This window comes from Pacificispira sp. (assembly GCF_965228185.1).
In the GTDB taxonomy this organism is placed as follows: domain Bacteria; phylum Pseudomonadota; class Alphaproteobacteria; order UBA8366; family Aestuariispiraceae; genus Pacificispira.
The window spans coordinates 498,168-517,655 of the sequence record NZ_CBDDHE010000008.1 but is presented as its reverse complement, the minus strand read 5'-3'; the positions used below and the strand labels follow the sequence as shown (position 1 = coordinate 517,655).

Below are 19,488 nucleotides of genomic sequence, written 5' to 3'. Positions count from 1 at the left end.
AAGCAGGAACCTTCGTTGATCCCGCACTGCGCCAAGGCTCCTGCTTTCGCAGGAGCGCGGTGTCGAGAGTGGCGTCCAGGCTCTAACGCCTGCTCGGCCGTTTCAGGAATTCCCGGATTCTGTCATAGACCGGCGCCCGGTCGCGCATCGGCTGGCTGATCGACAGCAGCGCCCCGGCATGGGCGATGCCGGGATAAATATACAGGTCATGCCGGACGCCCGCTTCCTCGAGGGCCGCGGCCAGGGCCCGTGAGTTCTTCGGATAGACCGTCGTATCGTCCTCGCCATGCACGATCAGCATCGGCGGCGCGGCTGCATCGACGAAGTTCAGCGGCTGCGTATCCGGATCGTCGAAATGCCCTTCGAATGCTGCGCGGGTGACGCGGTATTCCTCCGGCTTGAAGCGGTAGGGGCCGGAAATGGCGATAACGCCGGCGATGGCGTCCGGGGGCACGTCCACAGCCCGCAACCGCCGCTCGTCCAGGGCCAGCAGGACGGCGTTATAGGCGCCGGCGGAATGGCCGGCCAGGAATATCCGGTCCGGATCGCCGCCATAGGATTCCGCATTCTCCCGCGCCCAGGAGAGCGCCGCTGCATTATCTTCAACGAAGCCCGGGAAGCGTACCTGCGGTACCAGCCGGTAATCGGCGATGACGACGACGGCGCCCAGCTTCGCCAGGGCGCGGCCGGCGAAGGTATAGCGGGATTTCTCGCCATCGCGCCAGGACCCGCCATAGACGAAGACCACGACCGGGCGCGGTCCATCGGCGTCGCCGTCGGGAAGGTAAACATCCAGTTTCTGGCGGGGATCGTCGCCGAAGGGGATGTCCCTTTCGGCCAGGCGGCTGCCGTCGTCATAAGGAATGACAGCGTTATAGAGGCCGAGCGGGGAACAGCCGCCCAGGGTGACCAGGGCGATCAGGGTGCAGACGATACGGCTTTCTGACAATCGGAACACGGTGAAGGGATCTCATTCTGGGATGGCGATACCTTCTTCTACGATGGACGCGGTCAAGTGGATGAAAGTGTCCGCCGTACCGCGTCCCGCCAACCCGCCAGTTTGCGTTGCCGCACATCGTCCGCCATGTCCGGCGTGAAGGTCCGGTCCAGCCGCCAGCTATCGGCAAATCCCGCCGCGTCGGGCCAGACCCCTGCCTTCAGCCCGGCCAGCCAGGCCGCGCCCAACGCCGTGGTCTCCAGCACCTGCGGCCGGTCGACCGGAGCGTTCAGCAGATCGGCCAATTGCTGCATGGCGGTGTTGCTGGCGGTCATGCCGCCGTCGACACGCAGCACGGTTTCCGCCTCCCCGCCGCCCGGCCAATCCTTGTGCATGGCATCCAGCAGGTCGGCCGTCTGATAGGCGACGGATTCCAATGTGGCCCAGGCCAGTTCGGCGGCCCCGGTGGCCCGGGTCAGACCGAACAGCGCGCCGCGCGCCTCCGCATCCCAATGCGGTGCGCCCAAACCGGTGAAGGCGGGTACCAGATAAACCGCCTGGTTGGGGTCGGCCTGCCGCGCCAGTGCGCCGATATCCTTGGCGTTTTCGATCAGGCCAAGCCCGTCGCGTAGCCATTGCACGGCGGCCCCGGCGACGAAGATCGAGCCTTCCAAGGCATAGATCGGCTTGCCGTCCAACCGGTAGGCGACGGTGGTCAGCAGACGGTTCTCCGACTTGCAGGCGGTTTCCCCGGTGTTCAGCAGCGCGAAACACCCGGTGCCATAGGTCGACTTGATCGCCCCCGGCTTGAAGCAGGCCTGGCCGATCGTGGCCGCCTGTTGATCGCCCGCCACGCCCAGGATCGGCACGGCGGCGCCCAGAATGTCGGGATCGGTCGTGCCGAAATCGTCGGCACAATCCTTGACCTCCGGCAGCATGGCGCGCGGCACGCCGAACAGCTCCAGCAGATCGTCGTCCCAATCCTGGCGATGGATGTCGAACAGCATGGTCCGGGACGCGTTGGTCGCGTCGGTGGCATGCACCTTTCCGCCGGTCAGCCGCCAGATCAGCCAGCTGTCCACCGTCCCGAAGGCCAATTTCCCGTCAGCAGCGGCCTGACGCGCACCTTCCACCTGGTCCAAGATCCAGGAGGCCTTGGTGGCGGAAAAATAGGGGTCCAACAGCAGGCCGGTCTTGGCCGTGACATCGGCCTCGGCCCCCTGTTTGCGCAGTTCGGCGCAGCGTTCGGCGGTGCGGCGGTCCTGCCACACGATGGCGCGGTGCAGGGCCTTGCCGGTCACGCGGTCCCAGACCAGGGTCGTCTCCCGCTGATTGGTCACGCCGATCCCGGCCAGGGCCGATGCTTCCAGCTTCGCGTCCTTCAGCGCCTGGCGCATGGTCCCGACCGTGGTGCGGTACAGGTCCTCGGCCTCGTGCTCGACATGGCCAGACGCCGGAAAGTGCTGATCGAATTCCTGCTGGCCGGCCCCGATGACATGATAGCGGTCATCGAAAATCAGCGTGCGAGTCGAGGTTGTGCCCTGGTCCAGGGCCATGATCGGCGCGCCCATACGCTTGCTCCCCTGTTCTCGCGCCCTGTGCGGGCGACGCGTTTTTCTGGGGTAAGGGATGCGACGAAGCGTCGGACCCGTCAAGCGGCGTCGACCGGGCCCATGACCCTGATCGTTGACCGTGATCGTTGACCGCGACACGGGCGCGGGGCAGTAAGGACGCATGAACGTCCGGTCCGATCCCCGCATCTGGTGCCTCGCCGTTGCCGAGACCTTGGTCTGGGCCGGGTTCTACTATTTCTTCCCCGCCATGCTGCTGCGCTGGGAGGCATCCTTCGGCTGGTCCAAGGCCGAAATCACCCTGGCGGCGACCCTGGCCCTGCTGATCTCGGCATTCGTGGCCCCGCGGTTCGGCAGCTTGATCGATCGGGGGCATGGTCGCGCCCTTCTGACCTGTTCGGCGATTCTGGGCGGCGTCATGCTGGGCGTTCTGACCCAGGTCGACAGCCGTCCCGCCTTCATTGCCGTCTGGATCGTGCTGGGCGTGGCGATGGGTGGCTGCCTGTATGAGCCCTGTTTCGCCTTTCTGACCCACCGGCGCGGGGTGCAGGCGAAATCGGCCATCACCCTGATCACGCTGGTGGCCGGATTCGCCGGAACCGTGTCCTTCCCGCTGGCGAATGTCATCGCGGCCGCGGTCGATTGGCGCGCGGCGGCCTGGACCTTTGCGGCGCTGGCCATCCTGGTCGCCGCGCCGCTGTTCTGGATCGGCGGCCGCCGCGCGGCCGATGATCCGGAGCCGACCTTCGCCGACCGCAACGGCGGCGGACGTGCCGTGTTGCGAGGCCGGATGCGCCAGCCTGCCTTTTGGCTGCTGGCGGCCGGTTTCGCGATGATCGCGCTCAATCACGGCATGGTGGTCAACCATCTGCTGCCGCTGTTGGACGAGCGCGGTGTCCCGGCGGCGCTGGCGGTGCTTGCGGTTTCGCTGATCGGCCCGATGCAGGTCGTCGGCCGCGTCGTGATGATCGCGACAGAGCGGCATCTGGGCATGGTGACGATCTGTGGCGTGACCTTCCTGATGATGGCACTTGCGGGCGGAGTTCTGGGGGCGGCGGCCAGTCTGCCGCTTTTGGTCTATGTCTTCGTCGCGCTGCAGGGGTCGGGCTATGGCGTCACCAGCATCACTCGGCCGGTCGTGACGGCGGAATTGCTGGGCCGGCGCGGCTTCGGCGCGGTTTCCGGGGCGCTGGCGCTGCCTTTTGTCGCGGCGACCGCTCTATCCCCCAGCGCCGGCAGCCTTATCTGGTCCTGGGGAGGCTATGACGCGGTGATCGCCGCCCTGGTGATAACGGTTCTTTTCGGTTTCCTGTGCTTCGTCGGGGCGGTAAGGCTGGCCCGGCTCCATCCACCCGAGGATTAATCCCCATGCCCATCGAGTTCGATTTCGCCTTTCTCCTCCCCTTCGCGCTCGCGCTGCTGGCGACCGGCGCGGTTGCTGGCACTTTGGCAGGGCTTCTGGGCGTGGGCGGCGGGATCGTCATCGTGCCGATCCTCTATCTGCTGTTCCCCGCTTTCGGCGTACCGGAAGCCGTGCGCATGCATCTGGCGGTCGGTACGTCTCTGGCGACCATCGTGCCGACGGGGCTCGTCTCGGCCCAGTCGCATTGGAAACGCGGCGGGGTCGATATCGATCTGTTGAAACGGCTGGGTCCCTGGGTCGTTCTCGGTGTCGCGATCGGGATCGTGATCGGCACACGGGCCGGGGGCGATACGCTGAAGATCGTCTTCGCCGCCGTGGCGCTGCTGGTCGCGGTGCATATGGGAATCGGCCGCGAGGGCTGGACGGTCGCGAAATCCCTTCCGTCCTGGCCGGGCCGCGCCCTGATCGGCGGCTGGATCGGCGGGTTCAGCGTCGTCATGGGGATCGGCGGCGGTACCCTGGGCGTGCCGACGCTCAGCGCCTTCAACGTGCCGATCCGGCGCGCTGTCGGCACGGCCGCGGCGCTCGGCCCGGTGATCGCGCTGCCGGGGGTGATCGGCTTCGTCATCAGCGGCTTCGGCCATCCCGACCTGCCGCCCTTCAGCCTGGGCTATGCCAATCTGCTGGCCTTCGCGGTAATCGTCCCGGCGACCATCGCCTTTGCCCCGCTGGGGGCGAAGCTGGCCCATACCATCCCGCCGAAACTGCTGCGGCGGCTGTTCGCGCTGTTTTTGTTCGTGACCGCCTGCCGGATGGGCTGGGCGGCGCTGGACGGGATGGTCTGACGCGACTTCAGGGCGACGGCGGTTTTCCGGGCCGCTGAATGCCGGGGCCGATCCCCGGCGCGACCTCGGTATGGCGGATCGCCTTCTCCACCAATTCCAGGATGGTACGGATCGGCACGGCGGTATTCGTGGTCGTGCCGTCGGTCAGTGGTACATTGGTCGCGCTGTTCAGGCCGATGACCTGCAAGCCGCCGGTTTCCGTCGGGATCGCGATGGGCGCGCCGGAATCGCCGCCGACAATCTGGCAGGAATGGCTCAGCAATTCGCCCTGGCCCAGGAACCCGACGATGTTGCATTTTTGATCGACGGAGATCGCATGCGCCCGGTCGCGCGGATAGCCGGCCAGCGAGAAGAAGCGGCTGTCCGCGGTCAGATTGTCCAGGGTCGCCTGATCCAGCGCCTGGAATCCCAGATAACCGGTTTTCAGGCCGATTGGCTCCCGCAGGATGATCAGCGCCCAATCATGTTCCATGTTGGTCGGCGCGGCCCAGGCCTCGCCATCGAAGCCCTTGGCCGGAATGATCTGATTGGCGATGGAATGGGCGATGAAGTCGCCGCGCTGATACCCGGCGACGAAATGGACCAGTTGCGGCGCGACATAGCGCTTGGTCGACCGGTAGTAGAGGCAATGCGCCGCGGTCAGGACCAAACGTTCCCCGATCAGGGCCCCGGTGCAATGAGACCGGGTTCCGACGCCGCTGATATTCACGCGGCCCACGGCACTCCAGGGATATTGGCTGGCATCGACGACCGTGCGGTGGCTGGTGGAAACGGCGGTCAGCTCATTCTCGGCCGCCCGGGCCCATGGCGCGCCGGTCAGCAGCGCGGCCAGAACCGCGCCGACAATCCCCAAGGCTGCCAATTGCACTGGTAAGCGACTGATTTCGTTGAGTTTCAAAATCCGCTCCCGCCATGCCAGACCGTCAGCTGGCGTCTCTCGCCCGGCAGAATAGGGCAATCCCGGCACGGAATGAATAGCCATCCGCGACGTTTTACGGTTTTTTCATCATCTTCGCGCAATGGTAAGGTTCCGAAACCGTGCGCCGCTTGACGCAAGAGGATCGATTGAACGTTCAGGTCGACAGATTGGAATCCGCCGACGCGTCCACTTACATGCCCAAGGTGCGTGTCGGGTCGGTCGTGCTGGCGTTGATCGGGACTGCCGTCGGTGCCGCTTTGCTGGGCGCCTGGTTGATCGGCGATCCGTCGCCCCTCTTCATGGCATTGAACAGCGCGCCGACCCAGCCGAACACGGCACTGGGCCTGACCCTGACCGGGGCGGCGGCAATTGCCCTGATAGCCCGGCGTCTCCAGGCTTTCGGGATCGCCAGCGCCGTTCTGGTTATCGCTTTGACGCTGTCGACCCTGGCACAATACGCCACGGGACAGGATTTCGGCGTCGACCGGCTTTTGGCACAGGTACCGGATCAGGACCGTACGCTGGTTGTCGGGCGCATGTCCCCCCCGACTGCAATCACACTGCTGATCGGCGCTTTGGCCATTCTGGTTTCGTTCCGCCGCTTTGCCGGCCGGTCGCTGGTACTCGGAGTCGTTGGGGGCATTCTTGTCCTGGGTGCGGTGGCGTCCATCGCGACATGGTTATTTGACCTGGCCCATTATCTGCCGGCGGGCTTTTTCGGGCTGATGGGCCTGATGACGGCGCTCAGCGCCGGGATGATAGGCAAGGCCCTTGTTGGCGCCAGTCTGCAATTCGGTCCTTCGGTTACCGAATACCGCCGCCAGTTCATGGTCGGCGGAACGGTGTTGGTCGGGTTGGCGTTCAGCGTCTTGGCTTGGCAGATCGCCGCGTCGATCCAGTACCATGCCGAACGACGCGAGATCGAACTTGAATCCAGATCTGCCGCGCAAGTCGTCGCCAGCGCCTTCCGTCAGCGGGCGAACGGCGTCGAACGAATTTCGGATCGCTGGGGCTATGCGGTCGCTGCGGAGGAGACCTTTTGGCGCCGTGACGCACGGGCCCTGGCGCGCGACTATGCCGGCATCCTATCCATCGAAAAGGTCGATGCCGCAGGGACAATCCGTTGGATCGAGCCGGTTCAGGGCAATGCGGACGCGATTGGAATTTCCATCTTCGACCATCCTGTCGTGGCAGCCGCCGCAACGAGGGCGCAAGACACACGCCATATGACCTTCTCGAACATATTCACTTTGATCACCGGTAGCCCCGGCTTCGTGATGATTCGCCCGGTAACCGAGTCCGGTTTGCATATGGGCTTCATCATGGCGATCATTGATCTGCGGGAGCTGTCGACGGTGGTTTCGGAGCGCGCCGAATTTACCGATCTCAGCGTTACACTGATCGATCCCGCCGGGATGGCGCTCAAGATCGGCGATGAAACGAACGTAACCACTCCTGAATCCGTCAGTGTGATTGCGATCTCCGAGCCCGGCTGGTCCGTCAGGGTGCGCCGCATTGCCCCGGTGACTGATGAGCTGCGGGCCTGGTTCCCGGAGGTCATCCTGCTGCTTGGTCTGGCGGCGACGGCGTTGATGTTCCGCATGTCTCGCCTGTCGTCCGTCGCTGCCGAGCGGCGAGCCGCGGCGGAAATGGCGCTGGCGGAAGCACGTGCGGACGCGGCCGCCCGCGAAGAGGCCGAAACCACGCTGGCCCTGGCAATCGAGTCCATCAATGAGGGCTTTGTCCTTTACGACAAGGACGATCGCATAAAGCTGTTCAACGCGCGGTATCGCGAATTCTACGCGGCCAGCGCCGACCTGATCGAAGTAGGGCAATCTTTCGAGAACTTGATCCGCGCCGGCGTCGCCCGCGGCCAGTACGTCCTGGAGTACGAAGGGCAGACCGAAGAGGACTGGATCCGCGAACGTGTCCGGCGCCACCTCAATCCGAAGGAACCGTTCCTGCAGAAATTGGAGGACGGAAGATGGCTGAAGATCGACGAGCAGCGCACAAAGGATGGCGGGATCGTCGGCTTCCGTGTTGACGTGACGGAACTGGTGGAGCGCGAGGAGCAGCTTGAGCAGGCGCTGATCGCGCAATCGTTGGCGGAAGAGGCGCTGAAGACGGCGATCGAGGCCATTCCGGAAGGCTTTCTGCTGTTCGACGCCGCAGACCGCTTGGTCCTGTGCAACGCCAAGGCGCGCGAAATGTACCCCCAGATCGCCGGTGAGATGGTGCCGGGGGCGCATATCGAAGATCTGGTCCGGCGGTCGGTCGAGGCCGAGTGTTTCGCCTTCCCGGCCACCGAGGAGGAGAAGCGGCATTTCGATGAGCGTATGCGCTACTTCCGCGGCAAGGAAGGCGCGATGACCCTTCATATGGCCGATGGGCGCGTGATCCGGGTCGAGGACCGCGAGCTGGCCGATGGCGGTACGGTGGGTCTCAGAATCGACGTCACCGATCTGGTCGAACGTGAACGGGAACTGGAAGCGGCGTTGACGGCGCAGGCCCAGGCCGAGGATGTGCTGGAGGCGGCCATCGAGGCGATCCCCGAAGGTTTCGTATTATATGATGCGGAAGACCGCCTGGTTATCTGCAACACGATGTATCGGAAGCTTTACAGCCACGCAGCGCATTTCGTCGTGCCGGGTGTACGGTTCGAGGATTTGGTGCGCAGCGGCACCTATGCCGGCGCCTTCGGTGTCGACCTTTCGGACGAGGCCGCTTGTGAGGCCTTCATCGCGGAGCGGCTGGCGGCCCATGTGGCCGGCAGCGGATCCTATGTTCATTCACTGGCCAGCGGCCGGTCGATTCGCATCGAGGAACGGAAACTGGCGGATGGCAGCATCGTCGGACTGAGAATCGACGTGACCGAAATGGTGGACCGGGAAGCCAAGATGGCCGAGGCCCGGGCACGCGTGGAGGAAGCGCAGTCCCAGGCCAGGATAGGTGACTTTTCCTATGACCTGGAACAGGACCGGTTCGTTTATCTGTCCCGCCAGGCACGGTTGCTGTTCGACGGTCCGACGGAATGGGAGGAAGATGGGACCGTGGTCCGGTTTTCCGATCTGGCCGTTCTGGCCGCTGCCGATCAGAAGGATCGCCTGACCAGCCGGGTGGCGGCCATGCGCGAAGACCCGCAAGATTATCGAGATGAAATCACCCTGGTCATGCCGGACGGATCGATGCGTCACCTGCAGGAATATGGCCGGCCGACATTGGATAAGGCCGGAAACTGCACCGGGATCGTCGGGACATTCCAGGACATCACCGATCGTAAGCAGGCGGAACTGGATCTTCAGAATATCGTCAGCGAACAACAGCGCGCCCAGGAGCGACTGGAACAGCAAAGCCTGGAATTGGTCCAGATGGCGGAGGACATCGCCGTCGCGCGCGACCAGGCGGAGGCGGCCACTCGTACAAAGTCAGAATTTTTGGCGGCGATGAGCCATGAGATCCGGACGCCGATGAATGGCGTGCTGGGCATGACCAGCCTGTTGCTGGATACCGAGCTGACCAGCGAGCAGCGCCGTTTTACCGAGGTGGCACGCCAATCGGCGTCGGACCTGCTGGCGATCCTGAACGACATTCTGGATTTCTCGAAACTGGAAGCGAACAAGATCGATCTCGATCTTGTCTCGTTCCGCCTGACGGACATTGTCGACAGCGTCACGGAACTGCTTCTGCCGCAGGCCAAGGAAAAGGGCATTGCGCTGACATTCGACGCATCGGACGCGGCCGATACGATTGTGCGGGGCGATCCGACACGGGTGCGTCAGATTCTGTTCAACCTGGTCGGCAATGCGATCAAGTTCACGCAAAAGGGCAGCGTGACGATCCGGGTTCGGGGCGAACAGGCGGGGGACGACATCGCGTTCCGCTTGGAAATCGAAGATACCGGCATCGGCATCAAGGACGAGGCAAAGGAACGGCTGTTCAACAGCTTTACCCAGGCCGACAGTTCAACCTCGCGCCAATTCGGCGGAACCGGGCTGGGGCTCGCGATCTGCCGCCAATTGGTCGAATTGATGGGCGGCAAGATCGGCTTCGAATCCCAGTTCGGCAACGGGTCTACCTTCTGGTTCACGCTGTCCCTGCCGATCGGGCAGGCGGAAGAGGTCGGCGACCGTGGCGGGGCCGTGATCCAGGACGGTCCGGTCCGCCAATTGTCGCTGCTCCTGGTTGAGGATAACGAGGTCAATCAGATCGTCATCGGCACCATGCTCCGGAAGCTGGGCCATACTCTGGATACTGCCGAGAACGGGGCGGCGGGCGTGCGGGCCATCCGCAAGAAGGCTTATGATCTGGTCTTCATGGATGTGCAGATGCCGGAAATGGACGGTCCCACCGCGACGCAATGGATACGCGCATCCGGGCTGGATTGGGCCGACCTGCCGATCGTCGCCCTGACCGCGAACGCGCTGGAGGGCCATCGCGAGCGCTACTTGGCGGCCGGCATGTCGGATTACGTGACCAAGCCGGTTCAGATCGAGGAATTGGCCGCCGCCATTCAGCGTCATACCGGTGTGGTGTCGGGCGCGGTTGAGGACACGCCGTCTGAACCAGCGGAAACGGACAGCGCCCCTGACCTCAGCGCGGAGGCAGAGGCGGAGTTGAACGACCTGCTGGGCGACCTCGACGCGCTGGGCGACTAACCCGCCTTTCCCATGCCGGCGTCAGGCCGCTTCGCGTAAGCCGGCGGTTTTCTCGATGAAGGCGACGATGTCGTCGACCCCCTGCATGGCCTTCATATTGGCGAATAGGAAGGGCCGGTCGCCGCGCATTTTCTTGGCGTCGCGATCCATCACCGACAGGTCCGCGCCGACCAGCGGGGCCAGATCGATCTTGTTGATCACCAAAAGGTCCGACCGCGTGATGCCCGGCCCGCCCTTGCGGGGGATCTTGTCGCCCGCCGACACGTCGATGACATAGATCGTGATGTCGGCCAGATCGGGGGAGAAGGTCGCGGCCAGATTGTCGCCGCCGGATTCGATCAGCAGCACTTCCAGCCCCGGGAACTTCTCCACCAGATTGTCGACCGCCGCCAGGTTGATGGAGGCGTCTTCGCGAATTGCCGTATGTGGGCAACCGCCGGTCTCGACGCCGACGATCCGTTCCGGGACCAGCGCCCCGCTGCGGGTCAGGAACTCTGCATCTTCGCGGGTATAGATGTCGTTCGTGATCGCCGCGATGTCATAGGTTTCGCGCATCGCCTTGCACAACCGGTCCATCAGCGCGGTCTTGCCGGAACCGACGGGCCCGCCGATGCCGATGCGCACCGGCCCGGTGTGATTGGGGAAATGGGTCATGATCTGAACAACCTCGTATACTGGGTTTCGTGAAACAGGGCGGCCATGTCGATGGCAACGCCGGAACTGACGATGTCGTCCGACCGCGTCTGCAGGGCGCATCGGGCGGCCGCGGCGATGTCGGGTTTCAGGCCTGCAATGGCGGCGACGCCGTCGCGCTGACCTAGCGGCACCAGACGCTGACCGGCGGAAACCAGATTGGCCGCGGCCGCGTGCAGCCAGGATTCCACCGCCGCCTCGATCGGGATGCTCGCGTCGCGCGCCGCGGCGCCGAAGACGACTGAATGCGGCATCAGGCCGCCAGTGCGATCCGGCGCGGTGGCGGTCAGGATCTCCAGACGCGGATAGGTCCGGCCGGTCTCGGCCAGCGCCTTCACAAAGGCGCGGCCCTGATCGGTCGATTCCGACGCCAGTTCGCCCGCGCCGCGCAGGGCGGCCGCGTCCTCCAGGATCTCGGGCAGGAAGTCCGGATCGCAACGATGGGCTGCCGCGAGATAGGCCGCGTCGGCCTGCAGATCGCCGAAGGTGATCAGGGCGCGGATATAGGCCTCCAGATCGGCGCGGTCCTTGACCTGTCCGGTTTCGACCAGCCACTCAAGGGCATGGGAATAGCTGAAGGCGCCGACCGGGAAGGCCGGGGAGGTCCAGAACAAAACGGTCTGCAGCCAGCCGGTCACCGCTTCGCCCCCGCCGCGCCGTGATCGTGCGGATGCGCATGATCGTGCCCATGATCATGATCGTGATCATGGTGATGGCCGTGATCATGGTGGTGGCCATGCCCGTGCCCACTCTGCTCGGCATAGGCTCCCGGTTCCGGTGTGAACCCGGCCTCGTGACGCAGCACGCGTGCGCCCAGCCCTTCCACCATCGCCTCGATTACGGAATCGGCCCGGAAGCGTACGGCGCCGCTGTCCAGGATCTGGACCGGCAGGTGCCGATTGCCCAGATGCCAGGCCAGGCGGGCGGTCGCGGCGGGGGTATCCGCTGCGGCATCCGCCACTGGTTCGGGTGCTTCCGCGATGCGGATATAGCCGCCGCCGTCCAGGGCCAGCCCGTCCCCGTCGCGCAGAACCGCCGCTTTGGGCAGGTCCAACAGGAAGGCTTCCCCGGCATCGTCCGTCAGCCGGATGCGCCGCCGGTTCCGGTGATCGAAATCCAGCGTCGCTGTCGCCACCGCCTCGGATTGTGGCCAAGTGCCCGCCGGATGCGTCTGTATCGCCCGCCGCATGGTCAGAACAGGAAATAGCGCTGCGCCATGGGCAGTTCCGCCGCCGGCTCGCAGGTCAGCAATTCGCCGTCCGCCCGGACCTCATAGGTTTCCGGATCGACGGAAATCTCGGGCGTCGCGTCGTTCAGGGCCATGTCGGCCTTGGTCACTTTCCGGCAGCCGGATACCGGCAATACGGTCTTGCCCAGGCCCAGGGTCTGTTTCAGGCCGCTGTCATATCCGGCCTTGGACAGGAAGGTGACGCTGCTGGCCGCCAGCGCCCCGCCGAACCCGCCGAACATTTGGCGGTAATGGATCGGCTGCGGCGTCGGGATCGACGCGTTCGGGTCGCCCATGGCCGACGCCGCGATGACCCCGGACCGCAGGATCAGATCGGGCTTCACGCCGAAGAACATCGGCTTCCATAGCACCAGGTCCGCCAGCTTGCCGACCTCAATCGATCCGACATGGCCGGCGAGGCCGTGGGCGCGGGCCGGGTTGATCGTGTATTTCGCGATGTAACGGCGGACACGCAGATTGTCGTTGTTGCCTGTCTCCCCGGATAGGCCGCCGCGCTGAACCTTCATCTTGTGTGCGGTCTGCCAGGTGCGGGCGATGACCTCGCCGACGCGGCCCATGGCCTGGCTGTCGGAGGAGATGATCGAGAACGCGCCGATATCGTGCAGGATGTCTTCCGCCGCGATGGTTTCCTTGCGGATGCGGCTTTCGGCGAAGGCGACGTCCTCCGGGATCTTCGGGTCCAGATGATGGCAGACCATCAGCATGTCGAGATGCTCGTCGACCGTGTTCACCGTGTAGGGGCGCGTCGGGTTGGTCGACGACGGGATGACATTGGACAGGCCGCAGACCTTGATGATATCCGGCGCATGCCCGCCGCCCGCGCCTTCGGTATGGAAGGCGTGGATCGTCCTGCCCTTGAAGGCGGCGATGGTGTTCTCCACGAAACCGCTTTCGTTCAGCGTGTCGGTATGGATCGCGACCTGAACGTCGGTTTCCTCCGCGACCGACAGGCAGCAATCGATGGCCGACGGGGTCGTGCCCCAGTCTTCATGCAGTTTCAGGCCGATCGCTCCCGCGGCCACATGTTCGATCAGGGCGTCGGGACGGGACGCATTGCCCTTGCCGAACAGGCCGATATTGACCGGCAGCCCGTCCACCGCCTGCAGCATGCGCGCCATATGCCAGGGGCCCGGCGTGCAGGTCGTGGCGCTGGTGCCTTCCGCCGGGCCGGTCCCGCCGCCCAGCATGGTGGTGATACCGGACATCAGCGCGTCTTCCGCCTGCTGCGGACAGATCCAGTGAATATGTGCATCGATGCCACCCGCGGTCACGATCCGGCCTTCCCCGGCGATGACCTCGGTCCCCGGCCCGACGACGATATCGACGCCCGGCTGAACGTCGGGGTTTCCGGCCTTGCCGATGGCGGCGATGCGGCCGTCCTTCAGCGCGATATCGGCCTTGTAGATTCCGGTATAGTCGACGATCAGCGCGTTGGTGATCACGGTATCCACCGCGCCTTCCGCCCGGGTTGCCTGGGACTGGCCCATCCCGTCGCGGATCACCTTGCCGCCGCCGAACTTGACCTCTTCGCCATAGATGGTGCGGTCGGATTCGACCTCGATCACCAGGTCGGTATCGGCCAGCCGGACTCGGTCCCCGGTGGTCGGGCCGTACATATCGGCATAGGCCTGTCTGTCGATCCTGATCGGCATGGCTTAACCCTCCCCGTCCAGCGGACCCTGAACGGCCGCGTTGAAGCCGACGACCCGGCGGTCCCCGGCGTAATCGATCAGCGTCACCTCCCGGCTCTGGCCCGGTTCGAAACGCACGGCGGTTCCGGCCGGGATGTCCAGCCGACAGCCGCGCGCGGCCGCCCGGTCGAAATCCAGGGCGGGATTGGTTTCCGCAAAATGGTAATGCGACCCGACCTGGATCGGCCGGTCACCGGTATTGGCAACCGTGACGGTCACGGCGCGGCGTCCGGCGTTCAGTTCGATGTCGCCGTCGGCGCACAGGATTTCTCCGGGGATCATTATCGGTCTCCCGTCAACGGATCGGGGTGTGAACGGTCACCAGCTTGGTGCCGTCGGGGAAGGTGGCTTCGACCTGGACCTCGTGGATCATCTCCGCGATCCCGTCCATGACCTGGGACCGGCTCACGACCTTGGCTCCGTCCTGCATCAGGTCGGCGACGCTGCGGCCGTCCCGCGCGCCTTCGACGACAAAGTCGGTGATCAGCGCGATCGCCTCGGGATAGTTCAGCTTCACGCCCCGCGCCAATCGCTTCCGCGCCACTTCGGCGGCCATGGCAACCAGCAATTTGTCCTTCTCCCGCGGTGTCAGATGCATGGCGCCGCGTCCCTCCTCTTTCCCGTCAGCAATGGATCAGGGCCGGCAGCCTGGCCGGCCGATGCAGCGCCGCCTGTCTCAGGCGACTCCACGTGTCGTAATAGGCTTTGCGCAGCGCGGCCGGGTCGCGGCCCAGAAACCGGGCCAGCAGCAGCGGCCCGACGCGGCCCACAGCCGCCGTGACGGCATCCGACTGCGGCAGATGCGGGCGCAGCGCGTCGCGCAGGGTCGCAAGATCGCCGGCGGCGCAGACGATCGTTCCCATGGCGGCGGCCCCGTTCAGGCCGAAGCGGCTCTCCCGCGCATCGGGTGTCAGGGCGAAGGCATCGCGCCAGACCGTCCGCCCGGCGATGCGCACGCGCCAGGTCTCGCGAAAGGCGCAATCCCGGACGGTCTCTCCCATCGCGCCGCGTCCGAAGACCGCGATCTCCCCCGTCAGAACGCGGCCATCCGCTGCGGCGATATCGACGACGGTCTCGCGGTGCAGGCGGGCACCGTCGAACAGGATGGTCTCCTGCGGCAGATATTCCACACCGGCACCGGGGCCGGCTTGCAGATGGAACGCGATCCGGGCGGGGTCCGGGTCGGGCGCGCGATAGATCTTTTCAGCGGCCTGGGCCAGGACGAGGCTTTCAGTCCCCTCACCGCCGTCGATCTCGATCTCGATCCGGTCACCGCCGGCGATGCCGCCGGATACGGTCGCCAGCACGGCCGTGATCGGATCCCCCTTGGCCGGACGCGGGAACAGGACCCGCATCGGGTGGCTTTGATAAAGGTCCGACAGGCGCGTCACCCCGGCCGCCTGGTCCTGACGAAAGGCGGTGCGTGCGCGGCCCCGCGCGCGCTGGTGGCGCGGTGCGGCGGTCATCGGGGCAAGTGCTGTTTCGAGGGCCCTGTCTCCATCCATCCCGAAACGGTAGACCGAACCCGCATCGCAGCGCAACATGTTGCGCTGCAAAAGGGACGCGGGCTGCGGCAGCCGGCTTGCGCTCGGTGCTTGGGCGTTTATCTATAGTGTTTAAGCTATATTTTGGGTGCTGAGAATGGGGTTGAGGGAAAATATAGCTTAGTCGCAATAAATGTTGAGTTTGAGCCCAGATTCATGCATTTTATAGCGAACTCGCTATTATTCTCAAGAGCGTCATGACAATGCCCGATCATCACCGGATAGACAGCGCCGAAGCCTTCGGGGCCCTGATGAAAACACGCCGAAAGGCGCAGGGGATCAGCCAGGCGATGCTTGCCTCAATCACCGGGATTCCACAGCCAAATCTGTCGAAGATCGAAAACGGCCGCAGCGTTGCGACCCTTGAAACCTGTTTGAGGCTCTGCGCGACCTTGGGAATCGACCTTGTCGGGATCTCCCGGCGATGAAGCTCGATGTCTGGATGGAACGGGTGGACTTTCCGGTCGGGACGCTCGTGCGATCCGATGACAAGACCCTGACCTTCGCATATTCGCAGGAGGCGGTTCAAAGCGGTTCCCCGGATTGCCGCCTTTCGATTGCCCTCCCTCTGCGGGAGGAAGCGTACCAGGATTCGGCGTCCGTCGCCTTCTTCGGCAACCTGCTGTTCGAAGGGCGTCGCCTTGATGACGTGGTCGACGGTCATGGCATCGACCGGGACGATTATGGTCGCCTGCTGCAATATCTCGGCGCGGATTGTCCGGGGGCGGTTTCTGTGACGCCCGAAGGGACAGGGCCGGGCAAAAGGCCGGGAATTTTTCCCGACGATTACGAGGATTTAGGCGCGGAGACCCTCTTGAAGTTGGTTCGGTCTCTGCATTTCCACGGTCGTCTGCCGGAGGAGACAAGAGACCCTTCTCCAGTCGCGGGCGTTCAACCCAAAATCGCCGTCGTCCTGCATGAGGGACGGTACTATCTGCCGCGCAAGGACAGCCGGGCGCCGACCACCCATATATTGAAGGTCTCCCCCAGGAACGATCCCCTACTCACGCGGCACGAAGTGGCCCTGTTGGCCCTTGCCGGGAAACTCGGATTGGACGTGACGCAAGCCGAACGGCAGGTTTTTCACGATCCGGATACCGCGACGGATATCGAGACCATTCTTTCCACCCGGTTCGACCGGACCTTCCTGGACGGCCGGATCACCAGGCTGCACAGCGAGGATTTCTGTCAGGCGCTGGGGCTTCCGAAAGCATTAAAATACGAGCGGAATGCGGTGACGGCGGATCAGCGCTTTTCAGCCGCGGCGGTTGGCAGGCTGGCGGCTATGGTGGCGGCGCCGGGCCTGTTCCAAATCCGCTTCCTGGAACAGACGCTTTTCAATCTGGCGGTCGGCAATACCGATAACCATGCCAAGAACGGCACGATCCTTTATCGCGGCGATGTCGGTGAACTGGCGCCGCTATACGATGTTGTGCCGATTACGCTTGATCCGAGGCCGACCCACGCCTTTGCCTTCAATCTTGGCGAGGCGGCCTATGCCGAAGATCTGACCGAACAAAATTTGCTGGATGCCATGTCCGACCTGGGCTTCGCGCGTCCGCGTTTCACGGGCCGGTGGCCAAAGATTCTGGCTCAAGTCGCCGAACCGGGAATCGCCATGCTGGAAGCGTCCGGCGGCAAGCAGCTGGCCGACGGGATCGCGGCCCAGTTAAGAATCGTGTCGCAGGCTCTGGGACGTGACTTCACAATACCGGAAAGGGACTATTTTCCCCGCAACCGGCGCGATGCGCGGCCGGGAGAAGGGGGCGGCTGGGCGGTGTTGAGTTGAAGCCCGTCGGCTCTGCGCCAAGGCGTTCCGCTCCAAGGGCCGCGTTCCATTACGGAACGATCTTGTCGACGCGCAGGATGTTGCCGGAAAGCAGGCTGATCCGCACCGGGCCGTCGGTGTCATAGCCCATGTCCCGCAGCAGGATGTGCATCCATTCCTCGATCTTGTCGCGCTTTGCGACCGTCACGTATTTGTATCGCCGCACGGCGGTATTGCTGCCGGTCATCAGGTCGATGGCGATGCGGCAGGGGAATTCCTCGTCCATCACCCGGGTGATCGCGCGCGCCTCGTCGGTTGCGAATTGGCGCAGTTCGACGGTGAAGATGCTGCGCGGCTGGGCGCAGAGCGCGCTGCCCGCGCCGATCATGTCGGCCGGAATGTCATTGGCCGCGGCCAGTTTCGGCGGCGCATAGGCGGCCAGTTGGTAGGACAGGACATCGCCCAGATTGGCGGCGATATCCCCGGCGCGGGGCCGGATCGTCATGTCGATGCAATCGGTCAGATTGTCCAGACAGTCGGCGGGTCCGGGATAGGCTTCCGGCGGCAGGGCGAAGCTGTTGACGATGCGGTTGGTCTCGCCGTCGAAGATCTCACCCGTCACGCGGGTCTGGATACGGCTGCCGTATTCCTGCTGCTTCACCGAGGCATGGACGCGGAAGATCACCAGCGCGCGGACATCCATGCTGGCCAGACCGGCACCGTCGATGCCGCGGAACAGGTCGAACAATTCCGTCCGGTCCATCCGGTCCGGGAAATCGAACCCGATGCGGGCGCCGGCCGATTCCGCGTCGACGACGTGAAAGCCGTGCCGGGCAAGCTGCGTCTGCAGCGCAATGGAGACCTCTCTGTAGAGACCGGAAGACCGTTTGATCGACCCTTTCTCGGAATCGTCCCCCAGGACCAGGACCGGAATCGATTCCGCCTCGACCCGCGTCAAAGGCGGCGCCGATTGCGCAAAGGCGACCTCCGATACGGTAGGGGCGGGGGGCTCCGCCTGGGCGGAACAGGCCGTCAGGGCCGCCAGCCAGATGGCGAGGGCGGCCGATCCGGCCCGGAACTTGTGTCGTTGACCCATGGTACTCTCTCCCGTTTGCGTCCGCATGGCTGCGTTACCGGCACGGGCTATGACAGGACCGGGCGGCTTTTCCCGGAATCTTGCCGCCGCTCCCTTACCGACGCAAGGCGGGGCCGAATCCGTCGCCGCTTTCCGGCGTTGATGCCGCTCGCGGCGCGTGCCACTCTCGCGCCGCCATGAAGCGTGTTCCGCATCACAGTCACCCGCCCAATGTTTACGCCTCCGGTCCGCTGGATCGGGGCGACAAGCTGCGCATGGATGCGGAGGCGCTGGCCGCCGCCCTGGCCCATGAGGCCGCGCGACTGGTTCCGGTCTGGCGCGGGCGCAGCCTTGTCATGATGGGCGAGCGGATGTCCAGTCTGCGGCCCAGCGCGTCCCGGACCGAAATCCTGTCGATCGTCGAGGAAACCGTGTTTCTGGGCTTCGACCCGCAAGGCGCGCCGCATTTCGCCGTCGATCTGTCGGATCACGAAGAACCGCCGCAGCTCGACGAGAACGCGGCGTTCGAGGATCTGCGCAAGGTCGGCCCCCTGTTGGCCGAAGACGAGGGCTCGATCCTGGCCTATGCGCGCGGTCTGGTGCATTGGAACCAGCGCCATCGCTATTGCGGCGTCTGCGGCGCCAGTACCCGCCCGGCGCGCGGCGGTCATGAGCGCAAATGTTCCAACGAAAGCTGCGGCGCGGTGCACTTCCCGCGCACCGACCCGGCGGTGATCATGCTGATCCATGACGGGGCCGACCGGATCGTGCTGGGCCGTCAGGCCGATTGGCCGCCGGGCCGCTGTTCGGTCCTGGCCGGCTTCGTCGAACCGGGCGAGAGCCTGGAAGACGCTGTCGCCCGCGAGGTGATGGAGGAGGTCGGCCTGCCCGTCGCCGAAGTCACCTACAACTCCAGCCAGCCCTGGCCCTTCCCCTCTTCCATCATGTTGGGCTTCAGCGCCCGCGCGACGGCGACCGACCTGAAGGTCGATCTGGACGAGCTGGAATCCGCCCGCTGGTTTACTCGCGACGAAGTGGCGAACAGCCCCGAAGACGAGAGTTTCGCCCTGCCGCGCCGCGATTCCATCGCCTACCGCCTGATCCAGGATTGGCTGGCGGCGGGCTAAATCCTCGAACATCCTCTTCGCATGATGCCCATCCGCGAAGGCTCCTGCTTT

The 19,488-nt window shown here is 64.8% G+C and carries 17 protein-coding genes; 6 read left to right on the top strand and 11 right to left on the bottom strand.

All coding sequences use genetic code 11. The annotated features are described in order from the left end of the window. Positions 1 to 82: 82 nt before the first annotated feature. Both ACO06O_RS17210 and glpK read right to left on the bottom strand, forming a co-directional pair. Complete coding sequence (locus ACO06O_RS17210; protein WP_421882510.1) at positions 83 to 958, bottom strand: alpha/beta hydrolase; 876 nt, start codon at positions 956 to 958, stop codon at positions 83 to 85. 53 nt (positions 959 to 1,011) lie between these two features. Next, positions 1,012 to 2,508 (bottom strand): glycerol kinase GlpK, encoded by a 1,497-nt coding sequence (gene glpK / locus ACO06O_RS17205; protein ID WP_421882507.1) that lies wholly within the window; start codon positions 2,506 to 2,508, stop codon positions 1,012 to 1,014. Between the two features lie 163 nt (positions 2,509 to 2,671). Between glpK and ACO06O_RS17200 the strand changes: the two genes are divergently transcribed. Beyond that, a complete protein-coding gene (locus ACO06O_RS17200) occupies positions 2,672 to 3,871 on the top strand; it encodes an MFS transporter (protein ID WP_421882505.1) in 1,200 nt (399 codons plus the stop codon). Between the two features lie 5 nt (positions 3,872 to 3,876). Further along, on the top strand, positions 3,877 to 4,716 hold the full coding sequence (locus ACO06O_RS17195; protein ID WP_421882502.1) for a sulfite exporter TauE/SafE family protein: 840 nt from the start codon (positions 3,877 to 3,879) through the stop codon (positions 4,714 to 4,716). A 7-nt stretch (positions 4,717 to 4,723) separates the two neighbouring features. Here ACO06O_RS17195 and ACO06O_RS17190 read toward each other — a convergent pair whose 3' ends face one another. Beyond that, positions 4,724 to 5,614, bottom strand: a complete 891-nt coding sequence (locus ACO06O_RS17190; RefSeq protein WP_421882500.1) for a trypsin-like serine peptidase — start codon at positions 5,612 to 5,614, stop codon at positions 4,724 to 4,726. A gap of 140 nt (positions 5,615 to 5,754) precedes the next feature. Here ACO06O_RS17190 and ACO06O_RS17185 point away from each other — a divergent pair, with 140 nt between their 5' ends. After that, positions 5,755 to 10,290 (top strand): PAS-domain containing protein, encoded by a 4,536-nt coding sequence (locus tag ACO06O_RS17185; RefSeq protein ID WP_421882497.1) that lies wholly within the window; start codon positions 5,755 to 5,757, stop codon positions 10,288 to 10,290. A gap of 21 nt (positions 10,291 to 10,311) precedes the next feature. Here ACO06O_RS17185 and ureG read toward each other — a convergent pair whose 3' ends face one another. Genes ureG through ACO06O_RS17150 form a run of 7 tightly spaced genes read right to left on the bottom strand, consistent with a single transcriptional unit; the run spans position 10,312 to position 15,389 of the window. Further along, positions 10,312 to 10,944, bottom strand: a complete 633-nt coding sequence (gene ureG, locus ACO06O_RS17180) for an urease accessory protein UreG (protein ID WP_420418797.1) — start codon at positions 10,942 to 10,944, stop codon at positions 10,312 to 10,314. Beyond that, positions 10,941 to 11,621, bottom strand: coding sequence for an urease accessory protein UreF (locus ACO06O_RS17175; protein ID WP_421882494.1), 681 nt, complete (start codon positions 11,619 to 11,621; stop codon positions 10,941 to 10,943). The genes ureG and ACO06O_RS17175 overlap by 4 nt, the downstream gene beginning before the upstream one ends. Then, positions 11,618 to 12,172: an urease accessory protein UreE gene (locus ACO06O_RS17170; RefSeq protein ID WP_421882491.1), complete on the bottom strand. Its 555-nt coding sequence runs from the start codon at positions 12,170 to 12,172 to the stop codon at positions 11,618 to 11,620. Before ACO06O_RS17170 ends, ACO06O_RS17175 begins: the two co-directional genes overlap by 4 nt. A 2-nt stretch (positions 12,173 to 12,174) precedes the next feature. Continuing rightward, entirely contained in the window at positions 12,175 to 13,884 is a 1,710-nt protein-coding gene (ureC, locus tag ACO06O_RS17165) for an urease subunit alpha (RefSeq protein WP_420418794.1), read from the bottom strand. A 3-nt stretch (positions 13,885 to 13,887) separates the two neighbouring features. Continuing rightward, the gene (locus ACO06O_RS17160; protein ID WP_421882488.1) at positions 13,888 to 14,205 is read right to left on the bottom strand and encodes an urease subunit beta; all 318 of its coding nucleotides are present in this window, start codon (positions 14,203 to 14,205) and stop codon (positions 13,888 to 13,890) included. 13 nt (positions 14,206 to 14,218) lie between these two features. Beyond that, complete coding sequence (locus ACO06O_RS17155; RefSeq protein WP_421882485.1) at positions 14,219 to 14,521, bottom strand: urease subunit gamma; 303 nt, start codon at positions 14,519 to 14,521, stop codon at positions 14,219 to 14,221. 25 nt (positions 14,522 to 14,546) lie between these two features. Further along, the gene (locus tag ACO06O_RS17150; RefSeq protein WP_421882482.1) at positions 14,547 to 15,389 is read right to left on the bottom strand and encodes an urease accessory protein UreD; all 843 of its coding nucleotides are present in this window, start codon (positions 15,387 to 15,389) and stop codon (positions 14,547 to 14,549) included. Positions 15,390 to 15,664: 275 nt separating this feature from the next. Between ACO06O_RS17150 and ACO06O_RS17145 the strand changes: the two genes are divergently transcribed. Then, positions 15,665 to 15,895, top strand: coding sequence for a helix-turn-helix domain-containing protein (locus tag ACO06O_RS17145; RefSeq protein ID WP_421882480.1), 231 nt, complete (start codon positions 15,665 to 15,667; stop codon positions 15,893 to 15,895). Next, a complete protein-coding gene (locus ACO06O_RS17140; RefSeq protein WP_421882477.1) occupies positions 15,892 to 17,256 on the top strand; it encodes a HipA domain-containing protein in 1,365 nt (454 codons plus the stop codon). The genes ACO06O_RS17145 and ACO06O_RS17140 overlap by 4 nt, the downstream gene beginning before the upstream one ends. A gap of 49 nt (positions 17,257 to 17,305) precedes the next feature. Here ACO06O_RS17140 and ACO06O_RS17135 read toward each other — a convergent pair whose 3' ends face one another. Beyond that, a complete protein-coding gene (locus ACO06O_RS17135) occupies positions 17,306 to 18,331 on the bottom strand; it encodes a hypothetical protein (RefSeq protein ID WP_421882474.1) in 1,026 nt (341 codons plus the stop codon). A 176-nt stretch (positions 18,332 to 18,507) separates the two neighbouring features. Between ACO06O_RS17135 and nudC the strand changes: the two genes are divergently transcribed. Further along, entirely contained in the window at positions 18,508 to 19,437 is a 930-nt protein-coding gene (gene nudC / locus ACO06O_RS17130) for an NAD(+) diphosphatase (RefSeq protein ID WP_421882472.1), read from the top strand. The last annotated feature ends 51 nt before the right edge of the window (positions 19,438 to 19,488 follow it).

Bases quoted from the DNA above. Each gene is read 5' to 3' on its own strand.
- glpK (WP_421882507.1), bottom strand. From the start codon at position 2,508: ATGGGCGCGCCGATCATGGCCCTGGACCAGGGCACAACCTCGACTCGC.
- ACO06O_RS17200 (WP_421882505.1), top strand. From the start codon at position 2,672: ATGAACGTCCGGTCCGATCCCCGCATCTGGTGCCTCGCCGTTGCCGAG.
- ACO06O_RS17195 (WP_421882502.1), top strand. From the start codon at position 3,877: ATGCCCATCGAGTTCGATTTCGCCTTTCTCCTCCCCTTCGCGCTCGCG.
- ureG (WP_420418797.1), bottom strand. From the start codon at position 10,944: ATGACCCATTTCCCCAATCACACCGGGCCGGTGCGCATCGGCATCGGC.
- ACO06O_RS17170 (WP_421882491.1), bottom strand. From the start codon at position 12,172: ATGCGGCGGGCGATACAGACGCATCCGGCGGGCACTTGGCCACAATCC.
- ureC (WP_420418794.1), bottom strand. From the start codon at position 13,884: ATGCCGATCAGGATCGACAGACAGGCCTATGCCGATATGTACGGCCCG.
- ACO06O_RS17160 (WP_421882488.1), bottom strand. From the start codon at position 14,205: ATGATCCCCGGAGAAATCCTGTGCGCCGACGGCGACATCGAACTGAAC.
- ACO06O_RS17155 (WP_421882485.1), bottom strand. From the start codon at position 14,521: ATGCATCTGACACCGCGGGAGAAGGACAAATTGCTGGTTGCCATGGCC.
- ACO06O_RS17150 (WP_421882482.1), bottom strand. From the start codon at position 15,389: ATGACCGCCGCACCGCGCCACCAGCGCGCGCGGGGCCGCGCACGCACC.
- ACO06O_RS17145 (WP_421882480.1), top strand. From the start codon at position 15,665: ATGACAATGCCCGATCATCACCGGATAGACAGCGCCGAAGCCTTCGGG.
- ACO06O_RS17140 (WP_421882477.1), top strand. From the start codon at position 15,892: ATGAAGCTCGATGTCTGGATGGAACGGGTGGACTTTCCGGTCGGGACG.
- ACO06O_RS17135 (WP_421882474.1), bottom strand. From the start codon at position 18,331: ATGGGTCAACGACACAAGTTCCGGGCCGGATCGGCCGCCCTCGCCATC.
- nudC (WP_421882472.1), top strand. From the start codon at position 18,508: ATGAAGCGTGTTCCGCATCACAGTCACCCGCCCAATGTTTACGCCTCC.